This is a genomic window from Westiellopsis prolifica IICB1 (assembly GCF_004323185.1).
In the GTDB taxonomy this organism is placed as follows: Bacteria; Cyanobacteriota; Cyanobacteriia; order Cyanobacteriales; family Nostocaceae; genus Pelatocladus; species Pelatocladus prolificus_A.
Genome location: NZ_NAPS01000001.1, coordinates 11,338 through 35,011 on the forward strand (window position 1 = coordinate 11,338; position 23,674 = coordinate 35,011).

A 23,674-nucleotide genomic window follows, 5' to 3' on the forward strand; every position below is an offset into this window, starting at 1 on the left:
AGAGTTCTTCCCCAATTCCCATTCCTCAATTCCCAATTACCAATCCCTGGTCTGCGTGTAAACACCATTACCCACCCCAGCAAGCAAAAGAGATACAAAAATGCCACAGAATCCTGACAAAATCGTAGACCACGTAGACCTATTTAAACAGCCAGAGTATACCGAACTCTTCAAGAATAAGCACGAACAATTTGAAGGCGCACATTCTGACGCAGAAGTAGAACGGGTTTCTGAGTGGACAAAAGGTTGGGACTACCGTGAAAAGAACTTTGCTCGCGAAGCACTAACAGTTAACCCAGCCAAAGGTTGTCAACCAGTAGGCGCAATGTTTGCAGCCCTCGGCTTTGAAGGAACTCTTCCCTTTGTCCAAGGTTCTCAAGGTTGCGTTGCATACTTCCGTACTCACCTCAGCCGTCACTACAAAGAACCTTGTTCTGCTGTTTCTTCTTCTATGACAGAAGACGCAGCCGTGTTCGGTGGTTTAAACAACATGATTGAAGGTATGAGTGTTGCTTATACACTCTATAAGCCCAAGATGATTGCTGTTTGCACCACCTGTATGGCTGAGGTTATCGGTGATGACTTGGGTGCATTTATCACCAACGCTAAGAATGCTGGTTCTATTCCCCAAGATTTTCCTGTACCCTTTGCTCACACCCCTAGCTTTGTTGGTTCCCACATCACTGGTTACGACAACATGATGAAGGGAATTTTATCTAACCTGAGTGAAGGTAAGAAGAAAGACAAAACTAACGGCAAAATCAACTTCATTCCTGGCTTCGATACCTATGTAGGTAATAACCGCGAACTCAAGCGGATGCTGGGTTTGATGGACATAGACTACACAATTCTTTCTGATACCAGCGATTACTTTGATTCACCTAATAATGGTGAATATGAAATGTACCCAGGTGGTACTAAGTTAGAAGATGCTGCTGAAGCTTGCAACGCCGAAGCTACTATTGCTCTGCAAGCTTACACTACTCCCAAGACTCGTGAGTATATTAAAACCAAGTGGAATCAGGAAACTAAGGTTTCGCGTCCCTTCGGTGTCAAAGGTACAGATGAATTTCTGATGACATTGTCAGAATTGACTGGTAAGCCCATCCCCCAAGAATTAGAAATCGAACGCGGTCGCTTAGTTGACGCCATGACCGATTCCTACGCTTGGATTCATGGCAAGAAGTTTGCAATCTATGGCGAACCAGACCTAATTATTAGCGTTGTTAGTTTCTTGTTGGAATTGGGTGCTGAACCAGTACATATTCTTTGCCACAATGGTGACGAAGTATTCAAGAAAGAACTCCAAGCTATTCTTGATGAGAGTCCCTTCGGTAAGCAAGCGACTATCTGGCTTGGTAAAGATTTGTGGCACTTCCGTAGACTAATGTGTTTGCTATCAAACTAAATTCCCTGCACCGAAACTAGCTAATGGTCTAGCTTGCACTGTTGCTGCCAAACTTTGAGTCCAGGTAGGTACAAACCGCAACATTAACCACCCTATGAGTATTAATGTTAACAATCTCTGGAACTGATGAATGACAACCCCAGCAGGATTGGGTTTACCTGCCAATTCTGGAGCCAATTCTTCTTGAACCACACCACCTTTTACCTGTGCGTTTTGACTAATATTTGCTGTGGTCAGTGATTTGTATGTAAGTTTACCACCAATCTGAGCAGAATCATCCAGGGTAAGACCAATTGGAACTTGTGGGATAGCCACAGGTGTTTGAGACGCGAAAGGTTCTCGCAAAACATTGGGATCGGCGATCGCGGTTACTGTCATGTTCCCGCCAACAGTACCTCGCAAATCCAGAGAATTCATCCCACCAACAACATTCCGTTCAACTTTACCAGCCAATAAGGCCTGAGTGCCACCAAAATATAAATTTCCCCCAACTGTCAAGACCTTCGCCAAATTTATGACCCACTAGAACAAGTAGTGGTAGGGTGAATACGCCCTAAATTGGTAACTGTGTGGAAAATATTCGCGAGTAAAATAGCAGTAAACCAAAAAGTTTTTAAGAGAAGAGCGATCGCCAAATATTTTGTAATCTACGATACTTTTTGATACCCAATCCTCTAACCAGCAGACATAGTATAGATTATGATTACTTATGATTAGCTAGCCGAGAATGCGTCAATATTAACCTGATGAAATATAAATGCTTTCAACTACTTGATATTTCCGCTCAATAGCTTGAGATAAAAAGGCTAACATCTGTTTGAGTACGAAAAGTGTCCGATAAATTAATCGGCTACCTTTCCTCTTTCGACTGATTCTGAGCCAAAGGAGATTCACCCAGATATTAACTAAAAGAAAAGATATGCCAACGAATAATAATCTTAATGCCGGATTTTTGTTATTCGTTCTAATTCGACAAATATTTTTCAGACGATAACTAGTTTCAATCCCAAACCTTTTTCGATAATCTTGATAGATATAATCTAAATTTGTTTTGATCTTGTAAGCCACGTAAACAAAGTATTGAACTCCATGTTTTTTATGCTTTCCCTTTCTATATTTGCAGACAATCCATAAGTCAAAGGTGACTGAATCATCTTTGTTTCTTGTGATGGTATAGGTAGTTTTATAACTTTTTTTACCCTTGAGAAATTGTTTGATTCCTCCTGATTTCCCCGTTTTGATAGCAGGCATCATAAATGGAATATAAGACAGCTTGCAACCATCTGATTACAGGAGTATTATAAAATCCCCTATCTAGATAGAGTTTTTTTACATTTATTTTAAGAGATTCAAGTTCTGCTAATAAATAGGTAATAATGGCTACACTGGTATCAAATCGTCGAATACCTCTTATTGCAAGGGTTACACGCTTATTATTACTAATAACATATAAAGTTGCATAGGCATAAAATGAATTAGTACCAGATTTAGCTTCACTTCGATATATGTAGGATAATTCTTCTGATGTTGGCTTACCATAATAACAAATTAAATTTAAATCAATCGCTATTTTTAAGCACCCCTTTTTTAATCCTAAAGGAATTCGACTTTTTAATGCTTGATTTATTTGCGCCTCTAATTCTTCAAAATTGTTAATTTTATTAAGATGATATCTAATATCATTAGCTGTAGGAATATTTTTTAACAATTTAGCGGTGTTTTCAATACTATCTCCACTGCTGGCTGCTTTGATCAGAATCTCGAATAAAGTTTGTTGGTCACATCTTCCTTGAGTTTCAATGGAAAAGTTTTCTACGAAACACTTAATAACTTCATCAAGGGTTTCTGAATCGGTTAAAGCGAGTTCTTCTGTAGACTCGCTCCGCGTGGCAATTCGATGAGATGAAACAGTCAATTTTAAGAGCCAATATGCTACACACTACTTTCATCATTTCATTTTTTAAAACTTTTCAGAGCAATATAATTATTACTTATGCAATGAGTAGTATATAGCACTTTAGCTTACGTAAATGTGATTAGCGATCGCTCTTCTCTTAAAAACTTTTTGGTTTACTGATAGGGTCTGGTTTTTGGGGAAGTAATTTTATTGTTTGCTCAACATACCGATAACCCCGGAATAGTGCCTTGAGGTCTGTAATGCTAAAATCGGGGTTAAATTGGCGAAAGTGGGAAAGCAAGATATGGGAAACATTAACCATAAAAAAAGCAAGATTAGCAGCATTTGTCACGGCATTTTTGCTAATATTCATAAAATCTTCTAGTCCCCAAAATTGTTTCGCGTCACGAAAATTAAACACGAGAGTGAAATCTCAAGCTGTAATAATCGACAATCTTGTCATAACTTAAATTCAAATCTGTTGAAAATAGCACAGCATGGCTTCGATTAGAAGTTACAAGATTTGTCCGCACAATAATTACAACATTTAAGGGTTGAGAAAATTCTTTATGCAGAAGCTGAACCTGATAAAATTTTGTCTGAATGTTATCAATCGTCTCTGTTTTCTTCAGGTAATTTTCTGGTATATCTAAGTAATTTATTCTATCTCCATACTTACGACGACTCTTACCATTTGGGTCAGGATTTTGATAAGGGACGTACAAAGCTGAATCACAACGTATTTTACAAATTAGCTGTAAACCCAATCTCCGAGCCATCACCACAGCACTATTGTTGCCAAAATGACCATCTAAAACCAAATAAGTCAATGGTAAAAACTTATTTATTTTTTTGAGCAAATCTAAAATTTGCTTTTGAATACGTAGAAGTTCCACGTTATATACCCAGCATTGTAATTCTTCCACTCATCCCTAAAATTGCGTATACGATCGTACTCCAACGCCTTAGAGTTGTTCTTGTCGTATGTCGCTGCAAGCATTCTAATAGTGCTAATATATCTGGCATGGGCTTTCTGTCAGTGTTGAGTTGTAGTTGTGGTAAACAATAACTCTACTACGGAAAGCCCTCTTTATTTTGGCGAAGGTATTGCTAAATTGAGACGATTGTATTCTAAAGTAATTTTTTCGACTAAAAATAGGGCGTTGCATCATTGCGGGATGATATATAATCGAGGATAAATTTTTCTATTAGCGATCGCCAAAAGGGAAAATGGAAATGAATTGTCCAAAATGCGGAGGTAATGATATTATAAAAAATGTAAATAGAAGAGGTAAGCAGAATTACCAATGTAAGAGTTGTGGTCGCCAATTTATTGAATCATATTCGGTTAGAGGTTATCCCAAAAAAATCAAAGAATCCTGCTTAACCATGTATCTAAATGGCAACGGGTTTAGGGCGATTGAAAGAATTACGAGTGTGAATCATAATACAGTTATCCGTTGGGTAAAGGAAGTTGGTCAGCGTTTACCAGATAATACTAATGATAGTATACCAGTGGTTGCTCAATTAGATGAGTTACAAACATTTGTCGGTAAAAAAAAATAAAGTATGGATATGGACGGCTTTAGATAAGGACTATTCGTCCATACTAGAATATGTCATAGGTTCGAGAAGTGCAGAAACATTTGAGAGATTATGGAATAAAATAAGCGATTGGAATTGCTATTTTTGGATAACAGATGGATATAAAGTTTATCCGAAATTTATTCCGGACGGAGACCAGATTGTGAGTAAGATAGGTATGACAAGAGTAGAAGGGGAAAATAGTCGGTTAAGACATTATTTAGCTAGACTGCGCCGCAAAACTTTTTGCTACTCGAAATCGTTAGAGATGTTATCTCTATCACTCAAGCTATTGATTTACTATCTGAAATATCAGGATATTTCCTTGATAGTTTAAATTTTAAATATGATTATTCGCTCTTTTCGCGATCGCCTGAATTTAATTGCTTTCAAAATGTAGGAAAAAACCGCATATCATCCCGCAATGATGCAACGCCCGATAGACTTCTGCGACTACTAGCAACATCTTATATTGGATTTTACTTAAACTTTCAAGAGTTGCCCCTGACAGGATTAGCTGCTCAATATAAGATAAGTTTCTTTTAATATATTGGAGTTGTTTTTTAATCGCTTTTCTTCTTTCTTTTTGTGACACCCGACGTTTCTTCGCTACTTCTAGATAGTCTCTTCTCGCTATTTCCCGATAGGTTCTTGGTTTTTTCTCTAATTGCCCCTTTATCTGTTCATAAAGAGAGTCGATAATTTTTTCTGTCTGCTTTCTGGCTTGATTTAATAGCCCTAGGTCTGTCGGATAGGGATCTCCAAATAATAAAATGCCCAGCCGTCGCTTTCGCCTGAAGGGCGAAAGCGCCTAAATCTTTGGGCGGATGCCAAAATATATTTAATACGGCTGGGCATTTTATTACGAGTAAGTGCCATAGCTGATATCACCAGGTGCACAAGTCGCATCCAATATTAATTTCCCACGATTTTTTGGTTCACTTATTTCTTTTTCTTTTTCTTCTATTTTTTTTTGAGACGGTTGAGAAGATGTTGTTTCTGTCATCTTCTTCACCATTTCTTGATTCACTTTGTTTACCAGACTTACACTTATTCTTTCACGAAAATGTACTAACATTGATGCATCAAATGGAGTTTCATTACTATAGGACGACATCCCTATAAAATACTGTAGATAAGGGTTCTCCTTGATTTGCTCTACTGTCTCCCTATCGCTTATTCCAAGTTTCTCTTTAATTATTAAGGCACCATTAGCCATCCGAAACGATTTAGCTGGTGCACCCATTTCTTCATCAAAAAATGAAGCATATTCCTCTTCAAACTCCGACCAAGGTATTAACGAAGCCATAATTACCCAACGATTCTCTTCTGATAACTTTCCCTCAAAGGGAAGTTCAAAGTTTTCTGGTGGAATTGCAGGTTCTTCTTGTTTTCTGTACATGGTTGCTAATTATACCATTGTACTGACCACGAACGGTTATGCAAGGGTTTTAAGCTATTCTACGCTTTCTTCTTGCACTTAACAAGATTTTTCCGGTTTACAATCCTCACAGTGTTACCTTTTTCTACTTTCTCAGCAGACCCTACTTAGGACAAGCGATTTATCTACTGTCATATTTTTACAGTTTTTATTTGTTATTTCTGGGTTTACCCGGTAGGTGCAAGATATCAGCTGATATTTTGCAACTGATTTGTTCTATAGTATGTCACCCGCACCCTTAGTCAGCGTAACGTTACGTTGACTATGAAAAAGCCGCGTATCAGAGCGCGGCTGACCTATCAGTAGTAAAGGTACTTCCATTATTAGGCGACGGCGGCGGTGCGATCGCCGTAGAGCTTGAGTATTGCCTGCCTTGGCTTTTCCCAACGCTGGCGGATTTCTCTATACTCAGGGAAATACAGCCCAAGCTGTTCGTAGTAGTAGGCGATCGCAAGCTCTATGCAAGCAGTTTGTAACAAAAAATAAAGCCCATAATCAGGTTTTCTGTCTATGGGGTCTTGGATAGTAGCTCCATTTTGGAGCTACTATCGCGTAACTCTTAGGACTAGCCCTTTCAAGGTGACTCATAAAATCTCTTTTTTCCTCTCTGCGCTCTCTGCGTTCTCTGCGGTTTAAAAGTTATTTATTTAACCGCATAGGCACAGAGAACACAGAGATAAGAGCTTACAGAGGAGTTGATTGTTGAGAATTTTGCTCCACCTTTAAAGGGCTAGTCCTAACTCTTTTGTAGCCATTCTAGATGGTAGGCTCAAATTGAGCCGAGCATCCCCAGTTTTCTACCTTCATTGTCGCAACCATCGCCGCACCAATGCGTTCACTTTCCTCTCGGTAGGCTTCTGTGCGAGAGGCATACTCCATTCTTTTTTCAGTTTCCCTAAAAGAACGGTTAAGGCGGTCAAGGTAAAGGTCATACTCGCGGCATCGCTCTACCCAATTGTGTTGGGTAGCCCAGTATTCTAGTGGACGCTTGTATCCTGGTGGCTTACCAAGTGCGATCGCTACCTTAGCAAGCGACCTATCCGCACCCATATCTCGGTAAACCTGAAAAGCTTTCCACCTTTTAGGTGTCTCATTTTCCTGCCTTTCCCATATCGGGCTATCCATTTTGTACCTGCCGATTCACTTCCGATTCTTTACCGATACTACTTTTTCTACTTTGAGTCACTATAACGTTATGGTGACTGGGGAACAGTAAGCTGCGAGCGTCTCGGCTTTTTGTTAGTCATAGCGCGTTTTCACCAGACCACTGAGCAACAACACGCAAGCCCATTTCTTCTAGTAACATACGGCTTGCCCAAGCATCACCACCGATGTTGTAGTCACCAATCAGGGCTACATCGTAGGGACCAGGTTCAATGGTGAGTGTATTTTCCTTTTTCGCTTTGTCAAAGCGAGGGAACATGTGGTCACGGATAGCATCGTTAGCGATGTGGTGTCCTAAAGACTGAGATACACCCCGGAAACCTTCACAACGTACAGGTACAACGGGCTTGTTAATTTCTTTAGCAGCTTTTTTTGCTACAGCTTCGATGTCATCTCCAATCAGACCAATAGGACATTCAGACTGAACACTGATACCACGGTTGAGAGGGAAGAGTTCTTCAATTTCTTGAATCATCTTCGTGAGCTTTTTGTCACCACCAAAAACGATGTCACGTTCTTGGAAATCGGAGGTAAAATGCATGGTGCCAAAGCTATCAACACCAGTTTTACCAACATAGTAGTTACGACGACCAGACCAAGACCAGTAACCGCAACCAACTGGACCGTGGCTGATGTGAACCATGTCCTTAATCGGACCCCAAACCACACCCTTGGAACCTGCATAGGCACAACCACGAGCGGTCATTACACCAGGAACTGATTTGATGTTAGACTTAACACCGCAATCTGATTTGCCTTCTTCGTGGACGTTGAGGTGTTTTTCCCGCTTTTTGCGAGATTTTTCAGGGTAAGCTTGGAGAACGTCTTTAATTAGTTCTTTATGTTCTTCTATGAGGTTCTTGTTTTCTGGAGGTGTCATTGTCTGCCTCGGTTAGACTTATGGGTTAGGGTAATTGCAGGTATAGGAAGGAGGATTAGGGAAGAGGAAGGAGGAAGGATGAAGGTAGAAGGATGAAGGCTGAAAGAAGGGACAATTTCATGCTTCATACTTCGTACTTCATACTTTTCCTATCTCTGATTGAGAGTGTTAGGATTACTTAGCAGAAGCTTCAGCTGGTTTGCCGATGATTTCTGCGTGCTTGGTATCGTCGTCAAGAATACCGTATTCAATCAACAGAGCTTCTAGTTCATCCATTTCCATTGGAGTAGGAATGGTGAGCTTGGTGTTGTTGATGATTTTCTTAGCTAATGCACGATATTCCTGAGATTGGTTACTGTCGGGCGCGTATTCGTTAACGGTCATCCGACGCAACTCAGCGTGTTGAACGATGTTGTCACGAGGTACGAAGTGGATCATCTGGGTGTTGAGTCTTTCAGCCAGGTTTTCGATTAGTTCAGCTTCCCGGTCAACTTTACGGCTGTTACAAATCAAACCACCTAAACGTACACCACCAGAGTGAGCATACTTCAAAATACCGCGAGCGATGTTGTTTGCAGCGTACATCGCCATCATTTCACCAGAGGTAACGATGTAGATTTCTTGTGCTTTACCTTCACGAATAGGCATAGCGAAACCACCACACACAACGTCACCCAATACGTCGTATGATACGAAGTCTAAGTCTTGGTATGCACCGTTTTCTTCCAAGAAGTTAATGGCAGTGATGATACCACGACCAGCACAACCTACACCGGGTTCGGGACCACCAGATTCCACGCACTTAACATCACGGAAACCTTTTAACATTACTTCTTCGAGTTCTAAGTCTTCTACTGCACCTCTTTCTGCTGCTAAGTGCAGCACAGTGGTTTGAGCTTTACTGTGAAGCATCAAACGGGTAGAGTCAGCTTTAGGATCACATCCGACAATCATAATCCGCTGACCCATTTCTGCCATAGCGGCAAGGGTATTTTGAGAAGTTGTAGACTTACCGATACCGCCTTTACCGTAGAAAGCGATCTGTCTAATATTCTCAGTCATGATTAATTATTCTCCTGCAATTGGTTGGTTTGGTGGGTCTAGAGGATTTGTGTTTAGGTTCACTTTAGTTGGGTCAGCAGTGACCGCTTTATAGAACGTCACCGATGGTGGTGCTCGCTCTACAGCAAAAACATTATTGTTGTAGTACATAAAGTTAGTTGGTTAATTTCTGGTTGTCCTTAGTCATTAGTCATTTGTGTTTTACTAATGACCAATGACTAATGACCAATAACTAATAAACATAGAGCTTAGGCACTTTACAAATATGTCGTGATGTGCATCAAGTTAAAAGACTAAGTAGGACTTGACGTAACTATTCGTCAACAATCAATGGTAAGTTCAATCACTTGTTCAAAATAGCGTCCTTCAAAGCTGAGACACGAGCAAGTGCAGCGTTTGTGTCTTCTGCTGATACTCCACGGGTAGCCATTGCTTCACGAAGGTGCTTTGAAATAGCATCGAAGTGTTGTGGCTGTAGGCTCATACCCATGTGTGTTTTCTCCATTGGGCGACCAGTGTATTGGTCTGGACCCTCAAAAATCTTAGAGAAGAAAGAAATTTGCAGACGACGCTGTTTTTGCATATCTGTATGAGCGAAAAAGTGATTGAGGGTGTTGTCAGCCATGACACGTTTGTAGAAATCATCTACTATTTGTCCGATACCTTGCTCTCCACCAAGATTGTTGTACAATGTCATAATCCTTGTCCTTTGAAGCGAATTGGATAATGAAATTTGCACTTTAGGACTTAATACCCTCGCCTATGTGCTTTTTGAAGCATTGAGAAGCAGACTATCATAATTGATCAAATCCTACTTTTTGTTCTTGGCTGATGCACATCTTAGGACATATTTGTAGAGTGCGTAAGTTCAAAAGTAATAACTAAACTGCTTCGACTATAAGATCTTTGCTTACACGATCGCGTAGTCTAGATTCGATCGCAATCTTTAATGTGGCTGTGCTGCTAGAACAAGAACCGCAAGCACCTTTTAGTATCACTTTGACGCGAAGAATGCTTTCACGTCCAGCTTCGCTAATGCCTTCTACATCGAATAGTTCTACATCTCCCCCGTCGGCAATCAAAACGGGTCTAACTTCTTCATCTAACACTCTTTGAATTAGTGCTATTTTTTGCACTGGCGTCAGTGGTTTTACGGCTGACTTTCCATTAGTCTGACTGAGGGAATTACTTACAGCAGTGGCGGATGCTTTTTCTTTTTGCACAGATACAATAATGTCATCAATATTTGCTAGACAAGATCCGCATCCGCCACCAGCTTTGACGTAATTTGTCACTTCTTCGGCGGTGGTAAGGTTATTTTCAACAATTACCCGTCGGATTTTGGCGTCACTAATACCAAAGCAAGTACAAATTAGCGTTCCTTCGTCATCATCTTCATGAGTGTCTAGGGGGATACCTCGGTAATTATAAATAGCTGCTTCTAGCGCTTCTTGTCCCATTACCGAGCAGTGCATTTTTGCTTCTGGTAAACCACCCAAGTAATTAGCAATTTCTTTATTAGTAACCTTAAGGGCTTCATCTAAAGTTTTACCCTTGATTAGTTCTACCAGAGCTTCAGATGAAGCGATCGCACTGGTACAACCAAAAGTTTGAAAACGAGCCTCAAGGATTTTCTCTGTATTTTCCTCAACTTTCAGGTGCAGTCTGAGGGCGTCTCCACAAGCAATGCTACCCACATCACCCACAGCAACTTTAATTCCTGCTTCACCCTTATCTTCTATTGCTCCCTGATGTTGGGGATTGTAGAACAGTTCCAATACTTTATCTGTATAGTCCCACATTATTTTTGTCCTTTGTCATTTGTCATTTGTCATTTGTCCTACCCTGCGGGAAGCCATGTGTCATTTACTAATGACCAATGACTAATGACTAATGACCATTGACCGTTCTTGCAGCCAACTTGCTTCGTCATTCTTGAAGGGTGAGAGGGCGCGTAGGTGTTCAATAATACCAGATATCACTGCTAGCACAGCATCAATTTCGGCGTCTGTGGTATAACGACAAAGACTGAAGCGAATCGAACCGTGCAGAATGGTATAGGGTAATCCCATTGCTCGCAAAACGTGAGAAGGTTCCAAAGAGCCAGAACTGCAAGCAGAACCAGATGATGCACAAATACCGTGTTTGTTGAGATGGAGGAGAATTGCTTCACCTTCAATGTACTTGAAGCCTATGTTCGTGGTGTTGGGCAATCTCTGCGTAGAATCACCGTTGACTTGGCAGTCGGGAATAGTTGCAATAATAGTTTGTTCTAAGCGATCGCGCAGTTTTCTTTCTCTGGCGGTTGCTGTTTCTAAATGTAATAACTCTAATTCGGCAGCTTTACCAAGAGCTACAACTCCTGAAACATTTTCTGTTCCCGCCCTTCTACCGCGTTGTTGTCCGCCACCAATCAGCATCGGCCGAAATCTCACACCACGTCGCACATATAAAGCACCAATTCCTTTGGGTGCATGAATTTTGTGACCGGACATGGTTAACATATCAATGGTGCTAGTCTTCATGTTCATCGGAATTTTACCGACTGCTTGCACCGCGTCCACATGGAAAAGAGCGCCGCTTTCTTTAACTCTCAAACCAATCTGCTCAATGGGAAAAACTACGCCAGTCTCGTTGTTAGCATACATAATGCTGACTAAAGCAGTATTACCAGTAAGCGCAGCTTCTAGTTCATTTAAGTCTAACTGCCCTGCGTGATTTACTGAGAGATAGGTAACATTATAACCTTGCTTTTCCAACTGTTTACAGAGAGTTAGGACTGCTGGGTGTTCTACCTGGGTAGTGATAATGTGTCGCTTATCTGGTTGCGCCAGCAGTGCGGCTCGAATAGCGGCGTTATCTCCTTCTGTACCACCACTAGTGAAGATGATTTCTGATTCGTCAGCACCAAGGAGAGCAGCAACTTGTTCATGAGCTTTGTTAACTGCTTTTTTTACTTGTCCGCCAAAGGTGTGCATACTAGAGGGATTACCATAATAATCCGTCAAGTAAGGTAGCATCGCCTCTACAACTTCAGGATCTACTTTGGTGGTGGCATTATTATCCAAATAAATACAATTTTTCTGCATTGCTTCCAATTTTGTTTAAAATTTTGTTTGTTGGTTGTTGGTTGTTAGTTACAATCAACAACCATCTATCAACAATTAGGCAACTTGGTGTTGATGTTTCTCTAACTGCTCGGAGAATCTTTGGGAATAGAAATTAAACCAAGTTTCCCAATAATCTTGTTTTTTTGTTAATTTTGCGACCAATGGGTAATAAGTGTTAAACCAGCTTTCCCAGTAATCGGTAGAAACTTTTATGCAACCATTGCTTGTCGGACAACCAGCTTTGCACTGAGGTACGGTGTGAATACTACCAACGCAATTTGTACAAAGTTCAGGATCAATCCAGGGACGATCGCCATCTATTTTGATTGCACCAGTTGGACATACAGATTGACAAAGATTGCAGGAAATGCACTCGCTGGTTATTTGGTAAGCCATACTATCCTCCATTGAAGAGAGTAGATTGAGGATTGGGTTTTGGGTAATGAGTGCTGGGTAATGAATTTGTTGGTTAGTAGTTAGTGGATAGTGGTTAGTGATTACCTACCAACTACTAACTAATAACTACTAACTCTTAACTACTAAACTTTTTCCTGGATGTATTGCTGATAAAACTCTAAAGCAGCCTTGTCAATTGTGTCGTAAGTTTCAACGGTTTGGATACCGGCTGTATGCAATTTTTCTTGGGGACAATCACCGATTTTGGCAACAAATACCGCTTTGCAATCTGCGATCGCTTCGATAATATTTTCGAGAGTAGCTGTTTCGCCATAACCACCTTGGCAATAGTGGTCTATTTTACGATGACCGATAAAGCGGACTTCCCTACCATCGACTTCGTACACCTGGAATTCCTTAGCATGACCGAAGTGTTGGTTAACTAAACCACCGCCTTTGGTTGCAACTGCAACTAGAATTTTCGGCGCGTTTTGTATAGACGCGACATGTCGCGTCTCTAGAGATTGTTTAGCAGCTTTGAGTTCTTCTCTAAATTTCTCAATACCTGCGTGAACTTCTTGACGTTGAGCAAGGTCATATTCTGGAGCCATGGCCATGAATTTATCTTTAGTAAATTCTTGGCTGCGGTCTTCTCCCAATAATCCTACCGCATCGGCACGGCATTGACGACAGTGGCGCATCATCTTCATGTTACCAGCACAGCTGTCTTGCACTGCCTTTAATTCTTTGGGAGTGGGACCACGCTGTCCTGTTAAGCCGAAATGAGTGCCGTGTTCTGGCGCCGAAATTAATGGCATGATGTTGTGCAGGAATGCACCGTGGGAGCGAATGACTTTATTAACTTCTGCTAAATGTTGGTCATTAATTCCCGGAATCATCACCGAGTTGACTTTGCAGAGAATATCGGCTTCTTTGAGGGCTTGCAATCCTTCCATTTGTTTTTCGTGGAGGATTTTTACGCCTTCGATACCTCTATAACGTTTGCGCTTGTAGTGAACCCAAGGATAAATCTTAGCACCGATTTCTGGGTCCACCATGTTAATGGTGATTGTAACGTGATCTATATTTAATTGTTTAATGCGATCAATATATTCGGGAAGCATTAAACCGTTGGTTGATAAACAAAGTTTGATATCGGGTGCTTTCTCTGCTATCAACTCAAAGGTGCGAAAAGTCCTTTCTGGATTTGCTAGAGGATCACCAGGGCCTGCAATTCCTAAAACGGTGAGTTGGGGAATTTTGCCAGCAATCACTAAAGCTTTGTGTGCTGCTTCTTCTGGTGTCAACAATTCGCTAACTACGCCGGGACGACTTTCGTTAGCACAATCGTATTTGCGATTACAGTAGTTGCACTGAATATTACAAGCAGGAGCAACTGCAACATGCAACCTAGCATAGTGATGGTGAGCTTCTTCGCTATAGCAGGGATGATTGGCAATGCGCTGTTGAAGTTTTTCATCCATTTCCCCGGTGTCGCTGCTGCTGCATCCGCTACCGCAACCACTGGATTTCGATGCGATTGTAGTTTCCGTAATTGGGGAGGTGACGAGTCCTGTAGACGATAGATTCATTGAATTTCGCAAGGTGTCGATGGACTGGCAAAAGCCACTGTGGGAGATGGAACACTAACCAGTTATCAGTTAGCTAGAGACGCAAGGAACATCGCCTCTGTACAGTTATCAAAAAATTAATCACTGTTCACTGATTTGTAAGGAATGGAAGTCGCGTCTGTTTATAGCGCTGCCCACCGGGGTTCGGGGTAGGCTATTAACCCTATTTTTCTCGGCTGGTGTGTCATGCACAAGATACGGGTGGAATTTGCGCTGACAGCCGCGACTTCTGTTCACAGGGGCATGGTGCTATCTCATCCCTCCACTCACTCATCGCTCCTTGATTGGTGCGTCAAGTGATTGGCGATATATGTTTTATATCAGCCGTTAGAGAGGGAGACTGGATTGCAACTTGGATAAGATTTATTAAAATTATTAAGTTTGTACTCAAATTTTCAAACTTCGATTATGAGGGGATAACGAAAGATCAGAAAAATTTTTTGGGTAGGGGTACTAGTATTTTGGGGTGGAAGTACAAGCATTTATAGAGGAGGGGACAAGTCTTTTTGTACTCACCTTAAACCCAGTCATAATAAGGGTTTTAAATAAAATTAAGTTTTTTTGAGCTTGTTTTTAAGTTGCACTCACTGGCTTGAAAAAGGGTGTAGGGGTATGGGGGTGTGTGGGTTTAGGAGGAGTCTTATTTTCATTGGGACTGCCTTCTTCTCATCGACCCAGAGGCTTACTAATTAATGCGTTTTTGGGGTTTGGAAATCTGGAGCAGATTACGGACAACTACTCCAGAAATATGCGAAATTCAATTCTGTATCCAACATATCACTTTTTTTTTGATAATAAATGCGATTTAAAATTTTTTAATTATTGGGAGAAAATCAAGACGCGAGTATTGCAAAAGGCTGACTGAAAGCGACTTAGAGACACTCTCAAGGCTCAGAGATGAGAATAAATTGCAAAAAATAACAGCTAAAGTTACTGCTGAACTTTAATCGTCATCAAAAGTTGTTTTATCAATTGCTCAAAATTACTAAATAGAGCGGGAAACTGAAATTACTGGTGAGGGTCGTCATTTGTCATTGATTATTGGTCATTTGTAAGGGTTTGAAGGATATTTACGTTTCGTAATTTGCGTTCTGTTTATTTTGGTCGATTTAACTTATTTGTTCGATAGTTGGCAATACCAACCATATACCAACTATTCTACATTACTTTTAAAGCGATCGCATTGCACTAATTTCACAAAAAGTAGGTTGATATCAATTTACTTGAATTTACCTACTTCATTGTTACTTTGCTTTGGTGCTGGGGTACTTTAAACTCAGAATCACAAAACTAAGGATATTTATTGGTATTGATCCATGAAAATAATTAGGATTCCAGTAATTTTAGGAATGATCTTTTTAGGGCTTTGCAGCTGTAATTCTGTCAAATCGACTACGACAACAAATTCGAGTCAACTCACCAGCCAGAATAATTCACAAACTCAATCAACCGTCAAAATAGGTGGTTCTAGCTCCACAGTACCGATTGTGAAATTATTAGCACAAGCTTATCAATCCCAAAATCAAACTACCAAGATTGAATTTATATCTGTGAGCCAATCTGAAGGAGCGATCGCAGCACAGAAAAATAGCATTATTGATATTGCTAGTAGCAGTCATAAACTCAAGCCTGAAGAGGATAACGGTAAAATTCAATATCGTGAATTGGCAAAAGATATGCTCATAGTTGCTACTCACAACAGCGTTGAAGGTGTTACCAATGTAACAACAGATCAGTTGAAATCAATCTACGCCGGAAAAATTACTAACTGGAAAGAGTTAGGCGGACCTAATGCCCAAATTGTGGTATTAGATAGACCTGAAGATGAATCTGCCAAAAAGTTATTGCGAAAATATTATTTGGGTAAAGACAAAACCACAACTAAAGCCGTAATTTTAAGTAAAGAAGGAGAATTAATAGAGGCTTTACAAAGCACTCCTTATTCAATCGGTGCTTTTTCTTTTGCTTATTCTGTGAACAATCAACTACCAATCAACCGCCTGAGTCTCAATGGTGTTGCTCCGAACAAAGAAAACCTTAGTAACGGTAAATATCAGATGGTGCGTCATATTGGACTAATTTGGAATAAAGCACCTTCACCTAGCACTGAAAAATTTATTAATTTTATCTTTAGCGGTGAAGGTACCAAACTACTGCAAAATAAAGGTTTTATTCCTAGTAATTAAACTCTCAGCAACCATCATGCGGACATTTCGCTTTCAACTCAATCTCAGCCAGAAGATTATTCTGCCATTTCTGTGCGTATGTTTGAGTGTATTTATATTGTGTTTATTCATTGTTGGACATTGGTTTACGGATTTTCTTGAGCAGAGTCTTCGTCAGGAAGTCGCAAGTTTTGCGGATCGGGTTCACCAAGATTTGCAGTATGAGCAAGAAAGTCTGGAAACACAAGCCAATTTGCTCGCCGACCGAGATACAATTCGTTTGGCGATCGAACAGCAGGATAAACAAAAACTCCTACAAACTTTATTACCCCTCAGAACTGCTCTGGATTTAGATTGGATTAAGGTGGTCGATACCAAGGGTAATATTTTACTGGATACACGGCAAGCAGAACTGATACAAGCGAAGCTATTCGATCAAGTAATTACTAATAGTGCTAGTGGTGGAGCTAGTTTTAATGATTTAGTAAGTGTGGAAGACAATCAAAAAGTCCTGCAAGTTGTAATTCATCCGGTTAAATCCTCAACAAAATTAATAGGAGGAATTATCATTGGTCATTTACTAAACGATAACTCGTTACAAAAAATGGCTGATGGTTCTTCTAAACAATTGGTTGCTATTAAATCAAATAGCATATTTGCAACAACATTACCAAAAGTTAAACATATCAAATGGCAGCCTCCACCATCAGATTTATCTACCGTCAAAATCATAATTGATAATCAAAGATATTTAGCAAAAAATGTTGTTTTTGTTGGTGCAAGTCAGTCTATTGCTATAACTGTACTTTATCCCACTCTTCAACTAGAAACTGCTCAAAGAATGCTTTGGCTACGGTTGGTATTTTTGTTTTTATTAGGAGGTATACTTGTCACAGTGGTCGGATTTTTTATTGCTAAAACAATTACCCGCCGCTTGAAAGCTGTTACCTTTATTGCTAAACAAGTTACACAAAACTTTAACTTTGATTTGCAAGTTCCAATCATTACTGAAGATGAAGTTGGGATATTAGCTATTTCTTTGAATAAGTTAATTCAACAGGTAAAGCAACTTTTAATAGAACAGCGTGAAGCCAACTTAAAGTTAGAATTGTATAACCAAAATTTAGAACAAAAAGTCGAGGAAAGAACACAAGAGATTCAGCAAAAAAATCTTGATTTAAAACAGACTATCCATGAACTTGAACAAACTCAATTGCAACTAATTCAAAGCGAAAAAATGTCTTCTTTGGGACAGTTAGTAGCTGGAGTTGCTCATGAAATCAATAACCCTGTTTCCTTCATTTACGGTAACATTGAATATGCTGATAAATACATTAAAGACCTACTGCGTTTGATTCAACTTTATCAACAACACTACCCTGATCCAAACCCAGACATTGAAAATGTGCTAGAAGAAATTGAAATTGAATATCTTGTAGAAGATTTACTCAAATTGCTGATTTCAATGAAAGTAGGTGCTGAACGCATTCATCAAATAGTCCTTTCTTTGCGAATCTTCTCTCGCTTAGATGAAGCTGAATTTAAAACTGCGGATTTGCATGAATGCATAGACAGTACTATATTAATTTTGCAACATCGGCTCAAAGCACAAACTCATCGTCCGCCAATTACATTGATCAAAGAATATTGTGAAATAGCTCGCGTCAAATGTTTTGTAGGTCAATTAAATCAGGTATTTATGAACATCTTAGCAAATGCAGTTGATGCTTTAGATGAAGCTTGGGAAAATGGTCTTTGTCCAAATCCTTCAATTCGCATTATTTCTGAATGTAGAAATGACAAGATGATCATTCGTATTGCTGATAACGGAACAGGAATTCCACAAGAAATACAAAATCGCATCTTCGATCCTTTTTTCACTACTAAAACTATTGGAAAGGGAACTGGTATTGGATTATCAATTAGCTATCAGATCATTACTGAAAAACATAGCGGATCATTACGATGTATTTCATTATCAGAAAAGGGTACAGAGTTTGTGATTACAATTCCTATTGGGTAATGAGCGCTATACGCGCAGCGTTTCCGCAGGGTAGCGCTCACTACGAACTGTTACCTTTTAGCCTAAATCAAACAACAAGATTTCTGCACCGACATCAGTGGTAATTTCTAGTCGTTCTTCGCCATTCATTTGCACACCATCACCTCCTCGGAGTTCTTCACCATTGAGTTTGGCGACACCTTTGGCGATTTGCAACCAACCATAACGGTTAGGTAAAAGATGGTAATTCACAACATCACCTGCTTCTAAAACAGATGTGTACAAATCAACATCTTGGAAAATTTTCACAGCACCATCACGTCCATCTTTTGCTGCTATTAAGCGTAATTTCCCTTTTCTTTCTTCAATAGGAAAAGCTTTTTGGTCATATCTCGGTTGTAGTTTTTGCTGATTGGGAATAATCCAAATTTGCAATAAGTGGGTTGGTTCTGTATCAGAAGGATTAAATTCGCTGTGTAAAATTCCAGTTCCAGCACTCATAATTTGTGCTTCTCCTGGACGAATGATTGAACCATTACCTAAACTATCTTTATGCTCAATCGCACCTTCTATGACATAGGTGAGAATTTCCATGTCTTTATGACCATGGGTAGGAAAACCTGCACCAGGAACTATCCGGTCATCGTTAATGACACGCAAAGAACGAAATGCTATGCGATTAGGATCATAAAAGTTACCAAAGGAAAATGTATGGTAACTATCGAGCCATCCTGTTTGAGTACGACCACGTGCATTTCTATCATGAATTAGATGGGTTTTAGTGTTGGAAGCCATAATTTACTCCGTAAATTGATTGAAAGGAAGACAAGGGAGACAAGGAGATTAATTTAACACATAACACATTATTAATCTGTGTGTATCAGTGGTCGATTTTCTCCAATTATTGTGTACAAAAAATTTCTGAGTTTCTAGTTTGATAATGAGCAATATGCGGTGATTTAAATGAATAACTGACAATTTACAGACCGCTATATTGCTAAAAAATCAGTTTTGACATATATTTCACTAGAGGTTAAATTACTATTAATCAAATTTGAATAACATAAGCATGATTTACTGATTGATTTATTTTTACCCTGGTTTTTACCTATTTCAATATTAGAGTATATGTCTTCCAAATGAAAAGTAGACACTTAAAAGTAAGGTAGTTACCAAAAAGTTACTGTTCTTTGTATCCTAATTACATGAAATTACAAGCAACGGAGAAATTATAAAAAATGGTACGTTGCACTGAGCATAACGTACCTAAAAAAAAGTTGATTGTTGAGGGCGTAAATTTTGCGTCCTCGTTAACTATTAGACATAGGCGTGAAAAAGAATGTAGAGACGTAGCAGTGCTACGTCTCTACCAGGATTCTGGATAACGTATATTTAATTTCACCAGATGTCTATTGATTAATATACGGGCGCACAGTTGTGCGCCCCTAATCATTAACTAAACAGTCTTAATTATTTAACAGCAACTTTTTCTTTAGTTTTAGCAGTTGTAGCACCATTTTCTGATTTTACTTCTGCTGCTTGCAGATGAGCTTCTAAGAACCACAGCCGTTTGTCAATTGTGCGAGATACTTCAGTGTAAAGATCGGCTGTATCTGCATCACCTAAGTCATTGGTTGTGTCGATCGCTTGTCTGATATGTTTAGCATAGGGTGCAAAGCGGTCTGCCAAGGCGGTAACATGTTGTATACCATCCAAAATATCAACTGGATATTCTGGCAAAATAGAATTAGCTGCTGCCATCCGGGCTGTACCACAAGCATAACCACCTAAAGCGGTGATTCTTTCTGCAAACATGTCAACGTACTCTTCTAACTCACCTGCAATTTCATCAAACAATTCATGCAGTTGGTAGAAATCGGTTCCTTTGACGTTCCAGTGCGCTTGTTTTGTCTGAGTTTTGAGGTCTGTTGTTGCGGCTAAAGTTTGGTTAAGGAGCTCAACGATTTTGACACGTGCATCAGCAGGAAGGTCAATACGACTGGGATAAAGACGTGATGAAAGCTGATCAGCCATAGTCCTAACTCTCTTTTTTTAGTTCTGTTGTTTTGGATCGACAAGACAAGTGTACAGATTCTACGCTGCTGTAAGAAACTCTCTGACGACAGATGGTATTTTGAGCTTGTCGCTATAAAATAATTGCATTCTAGTAGACGCCCCTACTAACATCAAGAATGGTGATTGTCTATTAAGTTAAATGTGCCACCAAAGAGGCGATCGCGTATCAGATCATTCTGCAAAAACTCATGGGGAAAACCAAGTTCAACTTGGCTAATTTGATTGAGACGTTGCAAATGTTCTGGTGACAGATGAATGTCAACACAAGCTAAATTATCTTGAATCTGCGATAATTTCCGCGCCCCAATAATAGGAATAATTACACCAGATTGAGCGCGTAACCAAGCCAGGGCGACTTGGGAAGGTGTGCGTCCAATTTCTTGGGCGACTTGGGTAACAACTTCGGCGATCGCTAAAGCACGGTCGGAAATATTTCCACCAGCAGTAGTTGCAAGTCGCCCTTGTTCATTACTATTACCCTGACTCTGATTGTATTTACCTGTTAATACGCCACCACCTAAAGGAGACCAAGGTAATACAGCTAAGTCAAAGGCTTTTGCCATTGGTAGTAAATCTCGCTCTGGAGTTCTCTGCAACAAATTATACTCGATTTGGAGAGCGACAAATGGTGTCCAGCCGTGGAACTGCGCCAAAGTATTCGCTTGAGCAACTACCCAAGCAGGTGCATCGGAAATACCGATGTATAATACTTTTCCTTGACGTACAAGGTCATCAAAAGCACGCATGATTTCTTCGATAGGGGTCATAAAATCCCAAGCGTGCAACCAAAATAAATCTATATAATCAGTGTTGAGGCGTTTTAAGCTCCCTTCTAGGGACTCCATCATGCTTTTGCGATGATTCCCACTACCATTAGGGTTGTTTTTGTGGTTATTCATTTGCACAGGAAACGAATACTTAGTTGCAACTACAAAGCGTTCCCGTTCCGAAGCGATGAATTCACCAACAATCTTTTCACTAGATCCATCAGTGTAACCATTAGCGGTATCTATAAAATTACCACCAGCTTCGACAAAAGCATCAAAGACTTTGCGACTTTCATCTTGGGACGCACCCCAACCCCAGTCTTCACCAAAAGTCATGGTTCCTAAGCAGAGTTCAGATACTCGTAACCCGCTTTTACCCAAGAGTTTATATCTCATGACTACCTCTTACTTGCCAAAATAGAGTTTAGCGAATACCCGTATAATTTTCTTGTCTGTTCTTGCTAAAAATGCCAATATCTTACTTTTGGTGGATAGTAGAGACGCGAAATTTTGCGTCTCTACATTCTAACGACTAATAACCAATGACTAATGACTATGAACTACTACATAATCTATGACGGAAATTGCAATCTTTGCGTTACCTGGGTACAACTGCTGGAAAATCTAGATAAAGGTAAGCTATTTCGCTACATTCCGATGCAAGATCAGCAAACACTGCAAGAATGGGGAATTACACCTGAAGATTGTGAGTTGGGTGTGATTTTGATTAATGCTAATGCGCCGGAACAACGTTGGCAAGGTAGCGCTGCGGCGGAAGAAATTGGCCGTATATTACCGTTTGGTAGTGTGTTTGTGGATGCGTATCGGGCTTTACCTGGGGTAAAATGGACAGGCGATCGCATTTACGAACAAGTCCGCGACAATCGTTATAGTCTGTTTGGCAAGCGTTCTAGTACTTATCACTCAGTATATTGTGCGGAAAATAATTGCAAATTTTGAACTGAGTTATTTTTTCGGACAAAATACGCGAACCACACCAACTTTAATACGTTTGTAATGAGGGGAGCATCCCAATTTTTTCAAAATACCGTAAAGCAAAGGGTTTAAACCCTTTGCTAGTAGCACAAGTCGTCTTCAGACGACTTCACAAAATCAAACAGTCTGCTTAAAGCAGACTTTTGCTATAAGACTGCGATTTCAATCGCAGGCGTTTTTTTGAACTTCCTTTTACTTCCTTTTACGTTTTAGAACGCTGTTGTTGATAATAGCCAACAACTTTTTGTACATAAGCAGCAGTAAAACCACTGTTACAGCCTGTATAATTACCAGTCATCCACCAACAAGCAGCCCCACGTACAGCACCGATTTCATTACTTTTGCTCGCTGCATACTGAGTATTCAACTCACGCTGCATAATACATGAAATAACTTGACGTGCCAATTCTGGATTATTTTCAAATTGTGTTGGCGTAACTTCTTTTTTCAAACAATTTCTTGACCAACCCTTAAGGGTTTCTGGCTTGACTTGCCAATCACTATAATAGCCATCATTGGCTTTACCTGTATTCGGTGCAGCTAATCGTAATGCTTCCACCATCGCTGCTACTTGGGTATCAGATACCTGTTTTTGTGCCTGTGCGAGGGCTGGCAATGGTAAAATTCCTAAGCTAGCAATGACTCCCCACAGTAAAAATCGCATGTTTATCCTCACCAATTCATCTGTTTTTGCAATGTAACAAATTATGACTTCTTTATATGACGAGTTCTCTGTTCCCTGTTCCTTCTTAACGACCTTTTAGTTTATTGAGATCATCACCACTGATAAAATAAGCTGCGCCACATCAGTGAGAGGTTAAGGTAATACCAATTTGAAAAAAGAATACGACATAGAACTTACGCACTGTACAAATTGTCTATTCTGTGCATAAGGATATTTGGTTGTCTGGGAGTATTATCGATTTTAACCGAGTAATGATGGCTTTACGAGTGCGATCGCTACGCACTTGTGTTTTCAACGAACAGACTCATGTTTTCAATAAACAGACTCGTGTTTTCAACGAACAGACTCATGTTTTCAACGAACAGACTCGTGTTTTCAACGAACAGACTCGTGTTTTCAACGAACAGACT

Annotated in this window: 20 protein-coding genes and 5 pseudogenes; 6 read left to right on the forward strand and 19 right to left on the reverse strand. The window is 39.9% G+C overall.

Going from position 1 to position 23,674, the window contains the following annotated elements; translation table 11 throughout:
• The first annotated feature begins 100 nt into the window (after window positions 1–100).
• Complete coding sequence (nifK, locus tag B4U84_RS00050) at window positions 101–1,408, forward strand: nitrogenase molybdenum-iron protein subunit beta (RefSeq protein ID WP_017312632.1); 1,308 nt, start codon at window positions 101–103, stop codon at window positions 1,406–1,408.
• On the opposite strand, the gene B4U84_RS00055 is transcribed toward nifK, so the two are convergent.
• The 3 genes and pseudogenes from B4U84_RS00055 to B4U84_RS00070 all read right to left on the reverse strand — a co-directional run.
• Window positions 1,400–1,918 carry a hypothetical protein gene (locus tag B4U84_RS00055; RefSeq protein WP_131114839.1) on the reverse strand — a complete coding sequence of 173 codons (519 nt, stop codon included), beginning with the start codon at window positions 1,916–1,918 and terminating at the stop codon, window positions 1,400–1,402. The two genes, nifK and B4U84_RS00055, sit on opposite strands and share 9 nt — an antisense overlap.
• Before the next feature lie 228 nt (window positions 1,919–2,146).
• A pseudogene (locus B4U84_RS32045) lies at window positions 2,147–3,302 on the reverse strand (ISH3 family transposase).
• 160 nt (window positions 3,303–3,462) lie between these two features.
• Window positions 3,463–4,210: pseudogene (locus tag B4U84_RS00070) on the reverse strand (transposase); the annotation flags it as partial.
• Window positions 4,211–4,541: 331 nt separating this feature from the next.
• Here B4U84_RS00070 and B4U84_RS00075 point away from each other — a divergent pair.
• Window positions 4,542–5,226 (forward strand): IS1 family transposase gene (locus tag B4U84_RS00075; RefSeq protein WP_131114843.1). Its coding sequence is split into 2 segments (ribosomal slippage): window positions 4,542–4,867 and window positions 4,866–5,226, totalling 687 coding nucleotides; the frame shifts between segments, so codons are not numbered across the junction.
• 99 nt (window positions 5,227–5,325) lie between these two features.
• On the opposite strand, the pseudogene B4U84_RS00080 reads toward B4U84_RS00075, so the two are convergent.
• From B4U84_RS00080 to nifB, 12 genes and pseudogenes are all read right to left on the reverse strand, one after another.
• Window positions 5,326–5,643 (reverse strand): annotated as a pseudogene (locus tag B4U84_RS00080) (IS5/IS1182 family transposase); the annotation flags it as partial.
• Window positions 5,644–5,772: 129 nt separating this feature from the next.
• A pseudogene (locus tag B4U84_RS00085) lies at window positions 5,773–6,291 on the reverse strand (transposase); the annotation flags it as partial.
• Between the two features lie 362 nt (window positions 6,292–6,653).
• On the reverse strand, window positions 6,654–6,809 hold the full coding sequence (locus B4U84_RS30200) for a hypothetical protein (RefSeq protein ID WP_155950686.1): 156 nt from the start codon (window positions 6,807–6,809) through the stop codon (window positions 6,654–6,656).
• A gap of 277 nt (window positions 6,810–7,086) precedes the next feature.
• Window positions 7,087–7,455 carry a hypothetical protein gene (locus B4U84_RS00090; protein WP_017312623.1) on the reverse strand — a complete coding sequence of 123 codons (369 nt, stop codon included), beginning with the start codon at window positions 7,453–7,455 and terminating at the stop codon, window positions 7,087–7,089.
• A gap of 121 nt (window positions 7,456–7,576) precedes the next feature.
• Window positions 7,577–8,374 (reverse strand): annotated as a pseudogene (locus B4U84_RS00095) (nitrogenase component 1); the annotation flags it as partial.
• A 174-nt stretch (window positions 8,375–8,548) separates the two neighbouring features.
• On the reverse strand, window positions 8,549–9,439 hold the full coding sequence (gene nifH, locus B4U84_RS00100; protein WP_196797878.1) for a nitrogenase iron protein: 891 nt from the start codon (window positions 9,437–9,439) through the stop codon (window positions 8,549–8,551).
• Window positions 9,440–9,442: 3 nt separating this feature from the next.
• Window positions 9,443–9,586 carry a hypothetical protein gene (locus tag B4U84_RS31075; protein WP_017312621.1) on the reverse strand — a complete coding sequence of 48 codons (144 nt, stop codon included), beginning with the start codon at window positions 9,584–9,586 and terminating at the stop codon, window positions 9,443–9,445.
• A gap of 193 nt (window positions 9,587–9,779) precedes the next feature.
• Complete coding sequence (locus B4U84_RS00110; RefSeq protein WP_017312620.1) at window positions 9,780–10,133, reverse strand: group I truncated hemoglobin; 354 nt, start codon at window positions 10,131–10,133, stop codon at window positions 9,780–9,782.
• A 184-nt stretch (window positions 10,134–10,317) separates the two neighbouring features.
• Window positions 10,318–11,238 (reverse strand): Fe-S cluster assembly protein NifU, encoded by a 921-nt coding sequence (gene nifU, locus B4U84_RS00115; protein ID WP_131114845.1) that lies wholly within the window; start codon window positions 11,236–11,238, stop codon window positions 10,318–10,320.
• Window positions 11,239–11,319: 81 nt separating this feature from the next.
• Entirely contained in the window at window positions 11,320–12,525 is a 1,206-nt protein-coding gene (nifS, locus tag B4U84_RS00120; protein WP_131114846.1) for a cysteine desulfurase NifS, read from the reverse strand.
• Window positions 12,526–12,600: 75 nt separating this feature from the next.
• Window positions 12,601–12,942: a 4Fe-4S binding protein gene (locus B4U84_RS00125; protein ID WP_131114848.1), complete on the reverse strand. Its 342-nt coding sequence runs from the start codon at window positions 12,940–12,942 to the stop codon at window positions 12,601–12,603.
• A 143-nt stretch (window positions 12,943–13,085) separates the two neighbouring features.
• Window positions 13,086–14,534: a nitrogenase cofactor biosynthesis protein NifB gene (nifB, locus tag B4U84_RS00130; RefSeq protein ID WP_131114850.1), complete on the reverse strand. Its 1,449-nt coding sequence runs from the start codon at window positions 14,532–14,534 to the stop codon at window positions 13,086–13,088.
• A 1,355-nt stretch (window positions 14,535–15,889) separates the two neighbouring features.
• Here nifB and B4U84_RS00135 point away from each other — a divergent pair.
• Entirely contained in the window at window positions 15,890–16,759 is an 870-nt protein-coding gene (locus B4U84_RS00135) for a substrate-binding domain-containing protein (RefSeq protein WP_131114853.1), read from the forward strand.
• A gap of 16 nt (window positions 16,760–16,775) precedes the next feature.
• Entirely contained in the window at window positions 16,776–18,761 is a 1,986-nt protein-coding gene (locus tag B4U84_RS00140) for a HAMP domain-containing sensor histidine kinase (RefSeq protein ID WP_131114855.1), read from the forward strand.
• Between the two features lie 57 nt (window positions 18,762–18,818).
• Here B4U84_RS00140 and B4U84_RS00145 read toward each other — a convergent pair whose 3' ends face one another.
• The 3 genes from B4U84_RS00145 to B4U84_RS00155 all read right to left on the reverse strand — a co-directional run bounded on the left by B4U84_RS00145 (window position 18,819) and on the right by B4U84_RS00155 (window position 21,979).
• A complete protein-coding gene (locus B4U84_RS00145) occupies window positions 18,819–19,535 on the reverse strand; it encodes a pirin family protein (protein WP_017312611.1) in 717 nt (238 codons plus the stop codon).
• Window positions 19,536–20,210: 675 nt separating this feature from the next.
• Window positions 20,211–20,774 (reverse strand): DNA starvation/stationary phase protection protein Dps, encoded by a 564-nt coding sequence (gene dps / locus B4U84_RS00150; RefSeq protein ID WP_017312610.1) that lies wholly within the window; start codon window positions 20,772–20,774, stop codon window positions 20,211–20,213.
• A 152-nt stretch (window positions 20,775–20,926) separates the two neighbouring features.
• Window positions 20,927–21,979 (reverse strand): aldo/keto reductase, encoded by a 1,053-nt coding sequence (locus B4U84_RS00155; RefSeq protein WP_131114857.1) that lies wholly within the window; start codon window positions 21,977–21,979, stop codon window positions 20,927–20,929.
• Window positions 21,980–22,138: 159 nt separating this feature from the next.
• Between B4U84_RS00155 and B4U84_RS00160 the strand changes: the two genes are divergently transcribed.
• Entirely contained in the window at window positions 22,139–22,543 is a 405-nt protein-coding gene (locus B4U84_RS00160) for a thiol-disulfide oxidoreductase DCC family protein (RefSeq protein ID WP_017312608.1), read from the forward strand.
• 238 nt (window positions 22,544–22,781) lie between these two features.
• On the opposite strand, the gene B4U84_RS00165 is transcribed toward B4U84_RS00160, so the two are convergent.
• Entirely contained in the window at window positions 22,782–23,243 is a 462-nt protein-coding gene (locus tag B4U84_RS00165) for a hypothetical protein (protein WP_131114860.1), read from the reverse strand.
• A 221-nt stretch (window positions 23,244–23,464) separates the two neighbouring features.
• On the opposite strand from B4U84_RS00165, the gene B4U84_RS30205 reads away from it, so the two are divergent.
• On the forward strand, window positions 23,465–23,674 hold a 210-nt coding region (locus B4U84_RS30205; protein WP_207390883.1), incomplete at its 3' end, for a hypothetical protein.